The organism is Qipengyuania qiaonensis, from assembly GCF_019711515.1.
Classification (GTDB): domain Bacteria; phylum Pseudomonadota; class Alphaproteobacteria; order Sphingomonadales; family Sphingomonadaceae; genus Qipengyuania; species Qipengyuania qiaonensis.
Genome location: NZ_JAIGNO010000007.1, coordinates 147,732 through 164,728, shown reverse-complemented (window position 1 = coordinate 164,728; position 16,997 = coordinate 147,732). Strand labels below are relative to the sequence as shown.

13 protein-coding genes are annotated in these 16,997 nt (G+C 63.2%); all 13 read right to left on the bottom strand.

Annotated features, from left to right (window positions below):
• Window positions 1–18: 18 nt before the first annotated feature.
• Window positions 19–1,770, bottom strand: coding sequence for a cell division protein FtsZ (gene ftsZ / locus K3174_RS12230; protein WP_221558794.1), 1,752 nt, complete (start codon window positions 1,768–1,770; stop codon window positions 19–21).
• 135 nt (window positions 1,771–1,905) lie between these two features.
• Entirely contained in the window at window positions 1,906–3,192 is a 1,287-nt protein-coding gene (gene ftsA, locus K3174_RS12225; RefSeq protein ID WP_221558792.1) for a cell division protein FtsA, read from the bottom strand.
• A complete protein-coding gene (locus tag K3174_RS12220) occupies window positions 3,192–4,100 on the bottom strand; it encodes a cell division protein FtsQ/DivIB (protein ID WP_221558790.1) in 909 nt (302 codons plus the stop codon). The genes ftsA and K3174_RS12220 overlap by 1 nt, the downstream gene beginning before the upstream one ends.
• Window positions 4,093–5,067, bottom strand: coding sequence for a D-alanine--D-alanine ligase (locus K3174_RS12215; protein ID WP_221558780.1), 975 nt, complete (start codon window positions 5,065–5,067; stop codon window positions 4,093–4,095). Before K3174_RS12215 ends, K3174_RS12220 begins: the two co-directional genes overlap by 8 nt.
• A 9-nt stretch (window positions 5,068–5,076) precedes the next feature.
• A complete protein-coding gene (murB, locus tag K3174_RS12210; protein WP_247712146.1) occupies window positions 5,077–6,003 on the bottom strand; it encodes a UDP-N-acetylmuramate dehydrogenase in 927 nt (308 codons plus the stop codon).
• A 44-nt stretch (window positions 6,004–6,047) separates the two neighbouring features.
• Window positions 6,048–7,472, bottom strand: coding sequence for a UDP-N-acetylmuramate--L-alanine ligase (gene murC, locus K3174_RS12205; RefSeq protein WP_221558779.1), 1,425 nt, complete (start codon window positions 7,470–7,472; stop codon window positions 6,048–6,050).
• Window positions 7,469–8,689, bottom strand: coding sequence for an undecaprenyldiphospho-muramoylpentapeptide beta-N-acetylglucosaminyltransferase (gene murG / locus K3174_RS12200; protein ID WP_221558776.1), 1,221 nt, complete (start codon window positions 8,687–8,689; stop codon window positions 7,469–7,471). Before murG ends, murC begins: the two co-directional genes overlap by 4 nt.
• Window positions 8,686–9,942, bottom strand: coding sequence for an FtsW/RodA/SpoVE family cell cycle protein (locus tag K3174_RS12195; RefSeq protein WP_425594435.1), 1,257 nt, complete (start codon window positions 9,940–9,942; stop codon window positions 8,686–8,688). The genes murG and K3174_RS12195 overlap by 4 nt, the downstream gene beginning before the upstream one ends.
• Window positions 9,943–9,947: 5 nt before the next feature.
• Entirely contained in the window at window positions 9,948–11,243 is a 1,296-nt protein-coding gene (murD, locus tag K3174_RS12190; RefSeq protein ID WP_221558764.1) for a UDP-N-acetylmuramoyl-L-alanine--D-glutamate ligase, read from the bottom strand.
• Window positions 11,240–12,310: a phospho-N-acetylmuramoyl-pentapeptide-transferase gene (gene mraY / locus K3174_RS12185; protein ID WP_221558762.1), complete on the bottom strand. Its 1,071-nt coding sequence runs from the start codon at window positions 12,308–12,310 to the stop codon at window positions 11,240–11,242. Before mraY ends, murD begins: the two co-directional genes overlap by 4 nt.
• 18 nt (window positions 12,311–12,328) lie before the next feature.
• Window positions 12,329–13,795 carry a UDP-N-acetylmuramoyl-tripeptide--D-alanyl-D-alanine ligase gene (locus K3174_RS12180; protein WP_221558760.1) on the bottom strand — a complete coding sequence of 489 codons (1,467 nt, stop codon included), beginning with the start codon at window positions 13,793–13,795 and terminating at the stop codon, window positions 12,329–12,331.
• A complete protein-coding gene (locus K3174_RS12175) occupies window positions 13,792–15,264 on the bottom strand; it encodes a UDP-N-acetylmuramoyl-L-alanyl-D-glutamate--2,6-diaminopimelate ligase (protein ID WP_221558758.1) in 1,473 nt (490 codons plus the stop codon). The genes K3174_RS12180 and K3174_RS12175 overlap by 4 nt, the downstream gene beginning before the upstream one ends.
• The gene (locus tag K3174_RS12170; protein ID WP_221558879.1) at window positions 15,261–16,964 is read right to left on the bottom strand and encodes a peptidoglycan D,D-transpeptidase FtsI family protein; all 1,704 of its coding nucleotides are present in this window, start codon (window positions 16,962–16,964) and stop codon (window positions 15,261–15,263) included. The genes K3174_RS12175 and K3174_RS12170 overlap by 4 nt, the downstream gene beginning before the upstream one ends.
• Between the last annotated feature and the right edge of the window lie 33 nt (window positions 16,965–16,997).

Sequence of the window (16,997 nt, the reverse complement as noted above, 5' to 3'; positions counted from 1 at the left end):
GCGCTGACCCAGTCGAAATCACTGGTTGTTCTGACGCCCGAGAAACCGCGGGATGTTGAGACCGGAACCGTTGCCGCCATCGTCGTCGTCATCATCATCGTCGTCGTCGGAGCGGCTTGCCCCGCGCGACAGATTCGCCATGCGTTCGAACAGGGTGTTTCCCGGCAGAGATCCGCCGCCGCCGCCCGAACCGGGAGCGCCGCTTCCGCCATCGCCCGAGCCACCGGCGTCTCCGCCTTCTCCGCCGCCCGGCACGATAGGACGTCTGCGGCCGGGCTTGGTTGCCAGCGGGCTTTCACTCGCGACATGCTCGTCGCCAAGCTCGAATTCATCCTGCGAACCGCCAGCGGGTTCCGACAGATCGAGCGGCTGCCGCTCGTTGCCCCACCCCTCTTCCGCGGGCGCCCCGCCGAATTCGCTGTCGTCAGCGGGCGGAGGCACGCCGTCATCCTGATCCGCGTCGAAGCGTTCGGTCTGCTCGTTGCGCAAACCAGCCAGCGGATCGACGATATCGTCGACGTCGTCGTAATCCTCCTCGCCCTCGTCCGCCGAGTTCGCGGGCGAGAGGCCGAAAGGCCGATCCGCCCCGTCATATTCGGCTTCGTCGGTCAGGTCGAACGTATCGGTTTCCGCCTCGGCCGACTCATGTTCAGGGGCGGTATCAAGCTCGGCGGACAGGCCTTCGTTGAGCTCGAACGGTTCTTCGTCGGCCTGGCTTTCGCTCGGCAAGTCAAGGACCGGACGCTTGGGCGCGTTGCTTTCACGCATCGAGAACGAACGCGACGGTGCCGCGTTCATCGAACCGTCGTGCTCGATACCCGTGGCAACCACCGACACCCGAATCTTGCCATCGAGATCGGGGTTGAAAGCCGATCCCCAGATGATGTTCGCATCTTCGTCGACCAGCTCGCGAATGTGGTTCGCCGCTTCGTCGACTTCGAGCAGCTTCATGTCTTCGCCGCCGATGATCGAGATGATGACGCCCTTGGCGCCGGCCATGCTGACGCCGTCGAGCAGCGGATTGGCAATGGCCCGCTCGGCCGCTTCGAGCGCACGGTTGTCGCCCTCGCCCTCACCGGTGCCCATCATCGCCTTGCCCATCTCGCTCATCACCGAACGCACGTCGGCAAAGTCGAGATTGATGAGGCCCGGCATGACCATGAGATCGGTAATCGATCGCACGCCCTGCTGCAGCACCTCGTCGGCGAGCATGAAGGCTTCCTTGAAGGTCGTTTCCGCCTTGGCGACCAGGAACAGGTTCTGGTTGGGGATGACGATCAGCGTATCGACATGCTTCTGCAGCTCGTCGATGCCCGCTTCGGCGGCGCGCATGCGGCGCGTGCCTTCGAACAGGAACGGCTTGGTCACCACGCCGACGGTGAGCACGCCCTTCTTGCGCGCTGCTTCGGCGATGACCGGTGCCGCACCGGTGCCGGTGCCGCCGCCCATGCCGGCCGCGATGAAGACCATGTTCACGCCTGCCAGCGCGTCCTCGATCTCTTCGACAGTTTCCTCGGCCGCAGCCTTGCCCACTTCGGGACGAGCACCCGCGCCGAGGCCCCCGGTGATATCCGGGCCGAGCTGGATGCGTTTCTCGGACGGCGAACTGCTAAGAGCCTGCGCATCGGTATTGGCGACGATGAAGTCGACGCCTTCGATTTCGGCCTGCATCATGTTGGCGATGGCGTTGCCGCCTGCGCCTCCGACGCCCACAACCATAATCCTGGGACGAAGGTCGTCGTCAGATGCCGGTCCGATATTGATGCTCATTGAAGAGTCCCCGTAGAATTCAAATGTCGCCCTTGGGCGTTATGTCACAACTCTGGCACAAAGCGAATCGCAGGTCGAAACGATTAGTGCCTTATCCACAAGGGCTAATGCCGCACTGCTGCGCCGATTCAACCCTCAGAAATACTCGCGCGCCGCTTGAAAGACACGGTTCAGCAGGCCCATGCCGCGATAGCGCTTGGTCGGCTGGTAGCGCGGGCCGACCGAACGGATATCGACCGGATCTTCGGCGGCATAAAGACACAGGCCGGCCAGCGTGGCAAATCCCGGTGTCGCGTGCGCTTCGGGGAGGCCTTGCAAGGCCGGTGGCTTGCCGATCCGTACCGGCAGACCGAGCGCACCTTGCATGAATTCGGCGACACCGTGCAGTTCGGCGCCCCCGCCGGTGAGCACGACCTGCCCGCCCTGCGAACCGGAAAACCCCATCGACTTGAGAGCTTTGCCGATCTCGGCCGTCGAGATACCCAGCCGATCGGTCACAATCGAAACGAGTTCGGCCCTGGCGATACGGTTGTGTTCGTCCGCGCCGCGCGCCAATCGCGCGCTTGCTTCCTCGCCAGGAGCATTGACCGGGATCATCTCCCGATGGTCGGTCGGCGTGGCGATCGCCGAACCGGACACGCATTTCAGACGCTCGGCCTGACTGCGGCGAATGCCGAGCGACGAGGCAATCGCATCGGTAATGTCGTTCGATCCGATCGGGATGGACTTGAGGCCCAGCAGCATGCCGGCCGCGTGGACCGAGACATTGGTGACCTGCGCGCCGATTTCGACCAGCGCCACCCCCAGATCGCGTTCCTCGCGGGTGAGGCAGGCATATGCCGCAGCCAGCGGGCTGGCGACCACCCCTTCGACGTCGAGATGCGCGGTCTGTACGGCTTCGATCAGGTTGCGGACGGGGGCGCCTTCGGCCAGCGTGACATGGACGTCCACCCCCAGCGCCTCGGCATGCAGGCCCTTGGGGTTGGCCACGCCATGCGCCCCGTCCAGCGTATAATGCGCCGGTTGCGCGTGCAGTACCATCCGCCCATCGGGATTGAGGTGATCGCGCGCCGCGTAGAGCAGGTGTTCGATATCGTCTTCCTCGATCCGGCGCCCGCCAATCGCTATCTCGACGCTGCAGATCTTGCTCGAAAGTCCCGCTCCCGCGCAGCCGATCCACACGCTCTGGATCGATGTATTGGCGTTGGCTTCCGCCTTCTCGACCGCGGTGCGGATCGCGTGGCTGGCGGCGCGCATGTCGGTCACATAGCCGCGCTTGATCCCCTCGCTCGCCCGGTGGCTCGAACCGAGGACTACCATTTCGCCACCCTCGACCTGCCCCATGATCATGGTCGATATGCGGAACGAGCCGATATTGATCGCACCGAACACCCGGGCAATGCGGGGTTGCTGGGTCGCCACTATTCGCCCCTCCCGTTCAGCGCCATCTGCTTCGGGCAGGGACCGCCCTGGCAGCGCAGATAGGCCCGGTCGGGGACGCGCATGTCGATCGCGATGGGCTTGCCGCCGATCAGGCGATGCATCCCGTCGAGCTGGGCGAATTTGACCAGCGCGGGGGCGCCGAGATCGCCCTCGGGAAGTGCGAGCAGCTGCCCCGTCTTGAAGGTGAGATTCCAGCGGCGATTGCCGACCCATTCGGCCGAAGCGATCTGCGGTTTCAGCGCGGGCGCCGCATCGAGCAGCCTGCCGAGCTCCTGAACCTGCCGCGCCGCGCCCGGCCCTTCGATCAACAGTTTGCCCTTTGCATCCTCGGCACCGATCGGCTCGAGCTCGTGGCCGTGCGGGTCGATCAGAACCAGCCGTCCGGGCTTGCGCAGCACGGCGTGGGGCACCCGTTCGACGATATCTATCTTGAGCGTGCCGGGCAGTTGGCGCGACACGCGCGCATCGGCGACCCACGGCAAGTCCAACAGCCGCTCGCGCACCTCGGTCAGGTCGACCAGCGGCATCGGGCGATCCTGTTCGGCGAGCACGCGCTCATAGACCAGTTGCTCATTCATTCTTTCGACGCCCGAGACCCGCACACGGCTGACCTCGAACCCGGCGCGCGAAGCGGATTTGGCCAGCTCCACCCGTGCCAGTTCGGGGACACCGGCATAGCTGGCGATCGTCCAGGCGATCCCCGCCCCAGCAGCGATGATCGCGAACAGGAAGAACTTGTGCCACTGCTCATCGGTAAAGGGCAGTGCTGCCATTGCCCGGTCGAACAGGCCGGTCGTGTGGCTGCGCGCCGCACGCGCCTTCTGGCTGCGATTGCGCGCCGCGGCCGAGCGGCGCACGCCGGTAGGTTTGCGCTTGACCCTAGCCACCGCCGCCCCCGAATTTCACCGCATGATGACGCATCGCGGCGGCGATTAGCAATTCGCACAATTCGCCGTAATCGAGACCGGCATACTTCGCCTGTTCCGGCACCAGGCTGAGCGGCGTCATGCCGGGCTGCGTATTCGTCTCGAGGATGAAGAGACCATCCTCGCCCTGTTCCTCGTCCCAGCGGAAATCGGTGCGGCTGGTGCCGCGGCAACCCAGCAGCTTATGCGCTCTCAGCGCGTATTCGAGGCACAAGTCGGTAATGTGCTGCGGGATATCGGCGGGGCAGACATGGTCGGTCATGCCATCGGTATATTTCGCATCGAAATCGTAAAAGCCGCTTTTCGGCTTCAGTTCGGTCACGGCCAGCGCGCGCGGTCCATCCTCGAACTCGACCACTGCCGCAGTCATCTCGCGGCCCTTGATATAGGGCTCGGCAAGCAGCTCGCCGAATTCCTGCCACGGCCCTTTCGCGTCGCGCGCGATCGGATTGCCGTAATTGCCTTCGTCGGTGACGATGGCGACGCCGACCGAACTGCCCTCGTTGACGGGTTTCAGCACATAGGGGCGGGGCATGGGATCGCGTTCGTGCAGCTCGGCGCTCCTGACGATCCGCCCGCCGGGCATGGGGATGCCATGCGGCACCAGCGCCTGCTTGGTCAGCTGCTTGTCGATCGCGATGACCGATGTGGCGAGGCCGGAATGGGTATAGGGCAGGCCCATCAGGTCGAGCATACCCTGCACACTGCCGTCCTCTCCCGGTACACCATGCAGCGCGTTGAACACCACGTCCGGTACAACCTCGGCAATGCGGGTTGCAACCTGCCGATCAATGTCGATCCGCGTAACCGTGTGCCCGCGCTCCTCGAGAGCCTGTGCGACACCCTCGCCCGACATCAACGAAACGGGCCGCTCGTTCGCCCAGCCACCCATGAGAACGGCGATGTGGAGTTTGGGGAGTTCTGTCATTTCAAGCCTTTACGGTCGCCCCACACGCTGGATTTCCCATTCGAGCATGACGCCCGAATGCTCGTAGACGCGGCGCTTCACTTCTTCGCCCAGCCCTTCGATGTCGGCGCTCGTCGCATCGTCGACATTGATGAGAAAATTGGTATGCTTCTCGCTCACCTGCGCGCCACCCCTGCGAAGACCGCGGCACCCGGCCTCGTCGACGAGTTGCCAGGCTTTCCTTCCCGGCGGGTTCTTGAACGTCGACCCGCCGGTCTTGGTCCGCAAGGGCTGCGAGTTTTCGCGGGCAGCGCCGATTTCATCCATCTTTGCGCCGATGGCTTCGGGATCGCCCGGCTCACCCTGAAAGCGGGCGCGAACCACCACTGCGCCTTCGGGCAAGGCCGAGTGACGATAAGTGTATTGCAGATCGACCGCCGGCAAAGTGATGCACTGGCCATCGGACATGATCACGTCGCAATCGATCAAAACATCGCTGACCTCGCGATCGTAAGCGCCGCCGTTCATGCGCACGAAACCGCCGACAGTGCCGGGAATGCCGCGCATGAATTCCATGCCCGCAATCCCGGCATCGCGCGCTGCGGAGGCGACGAGAATGCCGTGCGCACCTGCACCGCAAACCAGTGTGTGGTCGTCGCCGAGTTCGATCCCGGCGAAGGGCTTGCCCAGTTTGATCACGACACCGGGAACGCCGCCATCGCGCACGATCATGTTCGATCCGAGACCGAGAGCCATGACCGGCAGATCGCCATCGAGGCGTTCGAGAAACAGTTTGAGATCTTCGAGATCGGCGGGCTCGAACAGCCAGTCGGCATGACCTCCCGCCTTGAACCACACCAGCTTTGCGAGCGGTGCATCGGGAGTCAGCTTGCCCCGCACGCCATGCGTGTCGATGGGCGCCGCTATGCCACCCTCGACCTCGCAATCCGGGGCCATGCCGCTATCCCAGTTCCACACATCGTCGGGCTGTTCCATCTCGCTCACGATGTGGTCGCCCTGGCGATGCCATTCGGAAGTCCGGCCGCCCACTGCGTGATGTCGCCTGCCCCGAGACAGACGACGAAATCGCCCGGACGCAAGTCCTTGGCCAGCTTGTCGGCCAGGTCCTTCTCATCCTCGACCGTATGTGCTGCACGATGGCCCCGTGCCTTGAGACCTGCGACGAGAGCATCCGCATCCACGCCCTCGATCGCGTCTTCCCCGGCCGCGTAGACGGGCGTCACATAGACTTCGTCCGCCGCGTTGAAGCAGCTCTGGAAGTCGTCCATCAGATCGCGCAGACGCGTGTAGCGATGCGGTTGAACCACCGCGATGACCCGTCCGTCATCGGCGGTTTCGCGCGCGGCGGCCAGCACGGCCTTTATCTCCACCGGGTGATGGCCGTAATCGTCGATAATCGTGGCCACGCCATCGCCGCTCGGCACCTCGCCCACCTTGGTGAAACGGCGGCGGACGCCGCCGAAGGCGGAAAATCCGTTACAGATGACCTCATCGGGACAGCCCATCTCGATCGAGACGGCGATGGCCGCCAGCGCGTTCTGGACATTGTGACGGCCCGGCATGGGCAGGCGCACGCCTTCGATCCGGCGATCTTCCTGACCGCGACGGCGCACGATGACGTCGAAGCAATTGCCGCCCGCGTCCGGGCGCACGTTCACGCCGCAAATATCGGCCTGCAGGTTGAAGCCATAGGTCACGACATTGCGATCGCGAACCTTGCCGATCACCGCCTGCACTTCTTCGTGATCGATGCACAGGATCGCCGCGCCGTAAAATGGCACGTTGTGGATGAATTCGACGAAGGCGTCCTTCACCCCGTCGAAATCGCCATAGTGGTCGAGATGCTCGGGATCGATATTCGTCACGACGGCAATTGTGCCGTCGAGGCGCAGGAAGCTGCCATCGCTCTCGTCGGCCTCGACCACCATCCATTCGCTGTCGCCCAGCCGGGCGTTGGAACCGTACTGCTCGATGATGCCGCCATTGATCACCGTCGGGTCGATATTCCCGGCGTCGAGCAGCGCGGCGATCATGCTGGTGGTCGTGGTCTTGCCATGTGTACCTGCGACCGCGACGGTCGATTTCAGGCGCATGAGTTCGGCGAGCATCTCCGCGCGGCGCACCACGGGAATGCGGTTTTCCAACGCATAGGCGACTTCGGGATTGGTGCGTTTCACCGCAGTCGAGGTGACGACGACTGCCGCCCCTTCGACATTCTCTGGCGCGTGGCCGATGGCGATGGTCATGCCGCGCTTGCGCAGGCGCTCGACCGTCGCGCTCTCCTTCATGTCGGAGCCCTGAACCCGATAGCCGAGGTTATCCATCACTTCGGCGATCCCGGACATGCCGATGCCGCCAATGCCGACGAAATGGATCGTGCCGATATCCGTCGGAACGCCTCTCATTTCGCCGTCTCCCGCGCCGCCCGCTGGCGCTGCGGCCGACGCAGTGCCTGACCGACCGGGGCACCTTGCGACGCGCGGCGCGCATTGTTTCCGCCGACGCGGATGACGTCCATCATGTCGACTCCACCGAAGCTCTCGACGAGATCGGCAAGATCCTCCACCGCCTTCGGTCTGCCGCAATTCCACGCAGCATGGGCGGCATTGGCCAGGCCCTGCGGATTGTCCGCCAGCGCCTTGATCTGCTTGGCCAGTTCCTTGGCGGTGAACCGTTCCTGCCGGATCATTCGTGCCCCGCCCGACTTGGCGAGTTCGCGGGCATTGGCAGCCTGGTGATCATCTGTTGCGATCGGCAGCGGAATCAGGATCGCCGGCCGTCCGACAGCGGTCAATTCGGCTATCGTCGAAGCGCCTGCACGCCCGATGAACAGATGCGCATCGGCCAGCCTGGCCGCCATATCCTCGAAATAGGTGGCGAGTTCGGCGGGAATTCCATGCGTCCGATACCGCTCGCGCACCGTCTCGAGATCCTCGGCACGGCATTGCTGGATGACCTGCAGCCGCTGACGCAGTGCCGGAGGAAGCATGGACAGGCCATCGGGTACGATTTCCGACAGCACCCTCGCGCCTTGACTGCCGCCCGTCACCAGCACCCTGAGCAGTCCGTCTTCACCGAGAGGGGGGAAAGGCTCGTCGCGCAGCGAGAGCACACCGGCGCGCACCGGATTGCCGACGAGATGAACTTTCTCACGATGCTTGGCATCGAGCCGTTCGACCTCGGGATAGGCCGTGGCGATCGCGTCGACGCGCCTGGCAAACAAACGGTTCACCCGGCCCAGCACGGCATTCTGTTCATGCACGACGGTCGGCACGCCCGCGCTGGTAGCCGCAAGGATCGTGGGGAGCGAGGGATAGCCGCCGAAACCGACCACCGCACTCGGCTCGAAGCTTTCGAACAGACGCAGCGCCATACGCCGGCCTTCCAGCACCGCCTTGATTCCCTTGAACCAGCTCAGCGGATTCTTGCCGAAGCGGCCTGCCGGAATGACATGCGCCGGCATGAAATCGGGCTTGCCAGGAATCTCGGCCCCGCGTGAGTCGGTGATCAGCGCGACATGATGCCCGCGGCGTTCCAGTTCTGTGGCCAATGCAAAGGCGGGCAGCAGATGACCGCCCGTCCCTCCAGCAGCGAGAACGTAGTGGCGGCTGGCGCCGGTCATGGGTAGATCTCCCGGCGTGCGATACCCGTCTGGTCTTTCATAGGGGCCGTCTGCCCCATGCCGAGCAAATCTCCAAGACCCCTGGTCTGGCTTTTCAGGAACGGATTACGCCGCGTGATCGCCAGGAGCAGGCCAACATTGAGACAGATGGCAATGGTCGAGGAGCCGCCATAGCTGACGAGCGGCAGCGTCATGCCTTTGGACGGAAACAGTTGCAGGTTGACGAGAATGTTGATGAAGGCCTGTCCACCAAGCAAAGTCGTCAGCCCGGCACCGGCGAGCAATGCGAAAAGATCTTCCTCATCGATAAGACGCATGAGTACGCGCGCAACAATCGCCAGATAGAGCAGCACGATTGCTGCACAGGCGATCAGGCCGAATTCCTCGCCGATGACGCTGAAGATATAGTCGGTATGCGCCTCGGGCAGGCTCATCTTTCGAATGCCAAGCCCATAGCCCGCGCCTGTCCAGCCGCCCGCCGCAAGCGTACGAGCGCCGAGATCGACCTGATCGTAAGCCGTACCCCCGCCTATGAAGCTGTCGATGCGGTGACGGGCATTGTCATAAAGGAAGTATGTCGCCGTCAGGAGAGCCAGGAGGCCGCCTATGACCAAGCTCAACCGTTTTACGTCTATCCCGGCGAGGATCATGGAAACGAACCAGACGCCGCCGAACAGGATCGTGCCGCCCAGATCGGGCTGCATCATCATCAGCGCCGCGATCAGAGCGACATAGGCGGTCGCGATACCCGCCACCGGCATGTTCGGATCGCGCATGCGCCACGACAGAATCCACGCCGTGGCGATGGCAAATCCGGGCTTGAGAAATTCCGATGGCTGGAACTGCATGCCGAGGCTGATCCAGCGCCGCGCTCCGTTGATCTCCACACCGATTATCGGCACAACGAACAGCAAGGCGGTCATGCCAGCGGCCAGCAGCAGGCCCAAGCGGCGCCCATTCTCCCGCGTCAGCATCGAAATGCCAAGCAAGGTGCCGAGCGCCAACACCTGCCAAGCAAGGTGGCGATAGAAAAAGTAGAGCGGGTCGAGTGTCTCGCTCGAAGTCGAAAGCCGATCCGCACTGGCCGGACTGGCGGCGGCGACGGCAATGGTGCCGAAGCTCATCAGCAGCAGCACGAGCAGTAGCAGCACGCGATCGATCTCGCGCCACCAGATCTTGAGTTCGGACCAGCGCGACAATTTGCCCTTGGGCATATGCGCAGGCTGCCGCTTGCCGGGAACATATGGCTGCATGGTGCTCATTTCAGCGCCTCAACCAGCTCGCGGAAATGTTCGCCCCGCGCTTCGAAGTCGCGATACTGGTCGAAACTGGCGCAAGCGGGCGACAAGAGAACGGTATCGCCGGACACTGCGGCGTTCGAAGCGTCGAACACCGCCTGTTTCAGCGTAACCGAGCGTCTGATCGGCACCTTTTTTTCCAGCAACCGGGCGAAATCCTCGCCCGCCTTACCGATGGTATAGGCCGCTTTCACATGCCCCAACTCGGCCTCGCACTCGCCCAGCCCCGGCTCCTTGGCCAGCCCGCCGACGACCCAGTGGATGTTGTCGAACGCCGCCAGCGCAGGCGCTGAGGCTGCGGTGTTGGTGCCCTTGCTGTCGTTGACATAAGCAACCCCGGAGATTTCGGCGACACGCTCCATGCGGTGTGGAAGGCCGGGGTAGGTGCGGAGAGCTGATAGAAACCTGTCGTAATCCACGCTGAGATCACGCGCCGCACACATGGCTGCCCAAATGTTCTGTGTGTTATGAGGGCCTTTTAGCGAGGGGAAATCCGCTTGATCCGGTACTCCGCCATATCCGTTGGTCGAAGGTTCGGACAGCGCGCCCGGTCCACCCATCAAATCAAAAATATAAGAACGCAAACTCGGGTCATCTACCGCGATGACCGCAGAGTGCTGAACTGACTGCATTCCAAAAACGCGAAGCTTGGACTGCTGATAATCCTCAAAGCTCTCATATCGATCTAAGTGATCCGGTGTGACATTCAGCAGCACCGCCACGTCGCAGTCGAGCGAATAGGTCAGGTCGATCTGGTAGCTCGACAGTTCCAGCACATAGACCCCGCCTTCGGGTAGCGGTTCCTGTTCGAGGATCGGCAGGCCGATATTGCCGCCCATCGTCGTCGGCACACCCGCGGTCTTGAGGATATGGTGGACCAGTGCGGTGGTGGTGCTCTTGCCGTTGGTGCCGGTGATGCCGACAACCTTGTGCGGGGGCAGTTCCGCTCTCGACTGCGCGAAAAGTTCGATATCGCCGATGACCGGCACGCCGAAGCTGTCGGCGTGCGGCTTGATTGGGTGGGTATTGAGCGGAACTCCCGGGCTGACCACCACGCCCGCGTAACCGCTCAATTCCGCCTCCAGCGGATCGCCGATCGCGCAGCGCCCGGCAAAGGGCTCACGCGCCTCGGCGCGATCGTCCCATACAAGCACGTCGGCCCCGCTCGTCAGCAACGCTTCGACCGTGGCCCGGCCGGAGCGCGCCAGTCCGAGAACGGCGTATTTCTTGTCCTTCCAGGCGGATGACGTGATCATCTGAGTTTGAGCGTTGCAAGCCCCATAAGTGCGAGCACGATCGCCACGATCCAGAACCGGATCACGACCTTGCTCTCCGACCAGCCGAGCTGTTCGAAATGGTGGTGGATCGGCGCCATACGGAAAACCCGTCTCCCTGTGCGCTTGAACCAGAAGACCTGGATGATCACGCTCAATGCCTCGAACACGAACAATCCGCCGACAATGGCAAGCACGATTTCATGCTGTGTCGCAACTGCGATCACACCTAGCGCACCCCCGAGGGCGAGACTGCCGGTGTCACCCATGAATACGGCTGCAGGCGGCGCGTTGAACCACAGAAAGGCCAGTCCCGCGCCCATGATCGCGGCACAGAAAATGGCCAGCTCGCCCGCACCCTGAACATACGGAATGCCGAGATACTCAGAATAGTCCACACGCCCCACGAGATAGGCGATGAGCGCGAAAGTACCTGCGGCAATGATGACCGGCATCGTTGCCAGCCCATCGAGCCCGTCGGTCAGGTTCACGGCATTGCCCGCGCCGACAATGACTATCGCGGCAAAGAGATAATAGAACGGCCCAAGTTCGAAACCGAGATAATTGAAGAACGGGACATAGAGGAACGTGTTGATCTGGCTGACAATAATCCAGCTGGCGATCCCCGCGACGATGAATTCCATCAGCAATCGGACCTTGCCCGAAACACCCTTGTGGCTCGCCTTGGAAACCTTGTCATAATCGTCGAGGAAACCGATCAGGCCGAAACCGAGCGTTACCGCCAGCACTGCCCAGATGAACGGATTGCGCAGATCCATCCATATGAGCACGGCAAGAGCCAGGCTGATGAGGATCATCAACCCGCCCATGGTCGGCGTGCCGCGCTTGGCAAGATGGGTCTGCGGCCCATCCTCTCGGATCGGCTGGCCCTTGCCCTGCCGCACGCGCAGCATGTCGATGAAACGCGGGCCGATAAGCAGGCCGATGACGAGTGCCGTCATCAGCGTCGCTCCGGCGCGGAACGTCTGATAGCGCACGAGGTTGAAGATGCCTTCGAAGTTCAACCATTCGGCGAGGAGATAAAGCAATTCGGCCTCTCGTCGCGCCTAGCGGGCGCGGATGAAATGATCCACGAGCCGGCTAAGGCCGACCGAGTTGGAGCCCTTGACCAGCACGGCATCGCCCGCGACGACACCGAAATCTTCGAGCAACTCGATCGCCTCGTCGGCAGTACGGCAATGCGCCCAGGCAATGGGCTTGCCAAGGACCGAACTCTCCGGTTTCCCCAGCTCGTGCGCGAGGGCGGACATCTCGTCGCCAACCAGCAGGGCATAGTCGACATCGGCAGCCAGAACCGGTTCCGACAGCGCAGCGTGAAATTGCGGTCCGAAGTCGCCCAGTTCCTTCATCGCACCAAGGACGGCGATCCGCCGACCGGACGGTGTCTGGCCGAGTTGCGCCAGAGTGGCACGCATACTGGCCGGATTGGCGTTGTAGCTCTCGTCGATCAGCAAGGCCTTGCCGCCGGGCACGTCGATCCCATGACGTGCCCCGCGACCTTTGAGACCACCCATCTCGGCCAGAGCGAGCCCGGCGGCAGCCATATCCCCGCCTGCCGCGCGTACCGCAGCCATGACGGCAAGCGAGTTCACTACCCAATGATCGCCGGGTTCGGCGACGGTGTAGCACAGCCGTCCTTCGGGGAATTCGCAGGTCACGAGGCTGCCGCCGTTGGCGCTGGGTATCGCGTCGAGCAAGCGCACGTCGGCAAAGCGTGCCCTGCCGAAGCTGACGACTTTCGCGCCGACCCGAAGGGCAGCGAGCTTGAGCTGCTCGTAATGCTCGGTATCCGCCGGGATGACGGCAATGCCGCCTGGCTCCAGCCCGACGAAGATCTCGGCCTTGGCGTCGGCGATGGCCTCCATGCTGCCGAGGTTTTCAATATGTGCCGGTGCGATGGTAGTAATTACCGCGACATGCGGGCGGACCTGCGCCGTCAGCCCTTCGATCTCACCGGCATGGTTCATCCCCATTTCGAAGATGCCGAACCGGCTGCGGGCGGGCATGCGCGCAAGGCTTAGCGGCACACCGACATGATTGTTGTAGCTGCGCGTCGACCGGTGCGCCGCGCCGCGACTGGCCCGTTCGAGACTGGCGAAGATGGCCTCCTTCACGCCGGTCTTGCCGACCGATCCGGTGACGCCAATGATCATCGCGTCGACGCGATTGCGCGCCGCGCTGGCCAGCGCCCTCAGCGCCTCCGTCGTGTCGTCCACCAGGATATGCGGCCAGTCCACCGGTCGGTCGACGATGGCGCCCGCCGCGCCGTTGGCAAACGCCTTGTCGAGGAAGCGATGACCGTCCATCGCCTCTCCCTTGAGCGCCACGAAAAGATCGCCATTGACGACATCGCGACTATCCATTTCGACGCCCGCGACCTGGAAATCATGACTGGCGACACCGTCGACGGCTGCAGCAATGGCTTTCGCATCCCACAGGGTCAGGGGCAACCTGTCGCGTGGATCGGTGGGCCATTCGACATAGGCCGGATGGCGCAGGATCGCAGCGCTCACGCGTCACCTCCGGCAATCTGTGCCGCGCATTCGCGCGCAACCTCGACATCGTCGAAAGGCAGGACCCGCATGTTTTCTCCCGATCCGATGATCTGACCCGTTTCATGTCCCTTGCCGGCGATGAGGACGATATCGTCCGCACCCGCTTCGGCGATGGCTGCAAGGATGGCTTCGCGACGGTCGCCTATTTCGCGCGCCTGTGGCGCTCCCTCAAGCACCTGGCGGCGGATATCCGCAGGATCCTCGCCACGGGGATTGTCGTCGGTGACGATCACCAGGTCGCTCGCCTTCGCCGCAGCCTCGCCCATCGGCCCACGCTTACCGTGATCGCGGTCGCCGCCGGCGCCGAACACGGTGATCAGTCGCCCCGAAACATGCGGATCAAGCGCTTGAATCGCAGCTTTTAGAGCATCGGGCGTGTGAGCATAATCGACATAGACCGGCGCGCCCGACGGCGCGATGACCGCGCGTTCCAGGCGGCCGCGAACGGGCTGCAGTCGCGCAACCGCATCCCACACCAGTCCGGCATCGATCCCGGTCGCGAGCGCCAATCCGGCGGCAGTAAGTGCGTTGGACACCTGATAAGCACCGATCAAAGGCAGGTTGATCGTGCGGCTCTTTCCAGCATGCTCAACAGTCAAGGACTGGCCAAGCTGGGTCGGCTCGCGCCCGGTCAGCCGGATGGCCGCGCCTTGCTCGCCGACCGTCATCACGGTCAGGCCGCGTCGCTCGGCATGTTCGATCACACGGGCATTCCAGCCGCTATCGCCAGATCCCATCCAGATCACCGCAGTAGCGCCGTCCGAAACCACTTCATCGAACAGCCGCATCTTGGCAGCGAAATAGTCTTCCATATCCGCATGGTAATCGAGGTGGTCGCGGCTGAAATTAGTGAACCCTGCGGCCTCGACCGGCACTCCCTCATTGCGGAATTGCGAGAGACCATGGCTCGATGCCTCGTAAGCGACATGCGTAACGCCTTCACGCGCTAGACCGCTCAGGTTCGAGAGGAAGGTCACAATGTCGGGCGTCGTCAGACCGGTCGAAACACTTCCGTCCGGGGTCGTGACGCCCAGCGTGCCGATGCTCGCCGCACGTTCGCCTGCCATGCGCCATATCTGGCGTGTCATCTCCACCGTGGAGGTCTTGCCGTTCGTGCCGGTCACCGCGACGATATGGTCGGGCACCGGCGTAAAATACTGCGCCGCTAGGGCGGCAAACACGCGGCGCGGGACATCGTCTGCGATATGGAGCGCACCCTCGACTCTGGCTTGGGGTCGCGCGACTACGGCGACCGCGCCGCTGTCTACGGCGGCGGAAATGAAGTCCTCGCCATTGACCTGGGTGCCCTGGAATGCGCCGAAGACCGTGCCCGGGGCTACCTTGCGGTTGTCGATGGCAAAGCCGGTCACATTGACGTCGGAATCGCAAGCAATCCCTACGGCGCCACAGAGCTTGGCCAGCTTCACTTGTTTGCCTCCGGAATCAGCGGCTTGATATCCGAAATGTCGACATCGCGCGTATCGTCGGGCCGTACACCGATCAGTGGGCCGATGCGCGGCACGAGGCGACCGACGATGGGCGCTGCGTTCCAGGCGGCCGTGCGCTGATACGAGCTGGCCACGGTTCCGCGCGGCTCATCCAGCATGGCGATTACCACATAGCGTGGACGGTCCATGGGAAATGCTGCCGCGAATGTCGATACCAGTGCGGTCTTGCGATAGCCTGCCGTACCGCCGGGCTTTTCCGCCGAGCCCGTCTTTCCCCCGACGCGGTATCCTGGTGCGTTGGCATTACGGCCAGTACCGTAGATCGAGATCGCACGCAGCAGTTGACGCATGCGGCTGGAAGTAGACGCCTTGAACACGCGGCGTCCCTTTGGCGCTTCGCCCGGCGCGAGTTTCTTCAACGTCGCCGGGCGCCAGATGCCGCCATTGACCATCGCCGCATACGCGCTGGCAAGATGCAGCGGCGTGACGGCGATACCGTGCCCGTATCCGACGGTCATGGAACGCAGCCGTGGCCAGTTCTCGCCCGGCCAAATCGGAAAACCTTTGGCCGGCAATTCGATGTAGGGCCGCTCGTTCATACCCATGTCGATCATATAACGGCGCATCCGTTCCGGGCCGAGTTCATCCGCAACCCGAGCCGTCACCGTGTTCGAGGAGTGGATCAACGTCTCGACCACGTTGAGCGTCGACCCCAAATCGTGGCTGTCCTTAATGCTGAAACGTCCGACCTTCACCGGTGTAGCATCCCAGCGGCGACCAAGGTTGCGCACGACGCCGGCATCGATCGCAGCAGCGACAGAGAGAGGCTTGAAGGTCGAGCCAAGCTCGTAGACCTGATTGGTCACGCGGTTGAACATCAGCTTTTCGCCGCGCGCATCGATCTTGTTGGGGTCGAACTCCGGCAAGGATGCGAGGGCCAGCACTTCGCCGGTATTCACATCAAGCACAATACCTGCTCCGCCTTGCGCCTGAACCAGCTTCATGCCGCGGCGCAATTCGTCTTCGAGAGCGCCCTGGACGCGCGAGTCTATCGACAGTGCGATCGGCCTGCCACGGGTCGCAGGATCCGACAGATGTTCGTTCAAGACCTGTTCCATCCCGACGCGACCGTTGCCGTCGGCCGCAACGTAGCCCAGAACATGTGCCGCCATCGATCCTTGCGGATAGTGACGGTCGTTCTCCATCGGCATTTCAAGCGCGAGTTCGCCGATTTCCTGAACCCGGTTCGCTTCCTCTGGTAGCACGCGCCGACGGATGTAGCCCTGCTTGCCGGCAGCGAACTGCGCCGCCACCGCTTTTTCGTCGAGATCGGGGAAGATAGCTTTGAGTTTCGCGGCGACGACGTCCGGATCCCGCACCAGAGGTGCGCCATCGGCACCCAGTGCCTCGGGATTGAACCACAGGGCATAGGCGGGAAATGCGCGCGCAAGGGGAACGCCGTTGCGGTCTGTGATTTCACCGCGCGGCGGCAACAGGGCCTCTTCCAGCGAGGTTCCGCGCAGGCCACTGTCCGACATGCCGAGATAGGCGATGCGCACCAGTGCCAGCAAGGCAATGAATGCAAAGCCGAGCGCGATCCAGAGCACTCGCCAGCGCGCCAGCGTCAGCGAGCGCTGGCGGATGGTGACGAGCTGGACCCGGCCCGAAGCCACTGCCATGCTCACCGCTCCATGCCCGCTTTTGCCCGCGGC

What these genes read in the sequence shown, in the direction of transcription:
- murD (WP_221558764.1), bottom strand. Translation starts at nt 11,243, where the DNA reads ATGATCACGTCATCCGCCTGGAAGGACAAGAAATACGCCGTTCTCGGA.
- K3174_RS12170 (WP_221558879.1), bottom strand. Translation starts at nt 16,964, where the DNA reads ATGGCAGTGGCTTCGGGCCGGGTCCAGCTCGTCACCATCCGCCAGCGC.
- K3174_RS12215 (WP_221558780.1), bottom strand. Translation starts at nt 5,067, where the DNA reads ATGACAGAACTCCCCAAACTCCACATCGCCGTTCTCATGGGTGGCTGG.
- murB (WP_247712146.1), bottom strand. Translation starts at nt 6,003, where the DNA reads ATGGCCCCGGATTGCGAGGTCGAGGGTGGCATAGCGGCGCCCATCGAC.
- K3174_RS12195 (WP_425594435.1), bottom strand. Translation starts at nt 9,942, where the DNA reads ATGCAGCCATATGTTCCCGGCAAGCGGCAGCCTGCGCATATGCCCAAG.
- ftsZ (WP_221558794.1), bottom strand. Translation starts at nt 1,770, where the DNA reads ATGAGCATCAATATCGGACCGGCATCTGACGACGACCTTCGTCCCAGG.
- murG (WP_221558776.1), bottom strand. Translation starts at nt 8,689, where the DNA reads ATGACCGGCGCCAGCCGCCACTACGTTCTCGCTGCTGGAGGGACGGGC.
- murC (WP_221558779.1), bottom strand. Translation starts at nt 7,472, where the DNA reads ATGAGAGGCGTTCCGACGGATATCGGCACGATCCATTTCGTCGGCATT.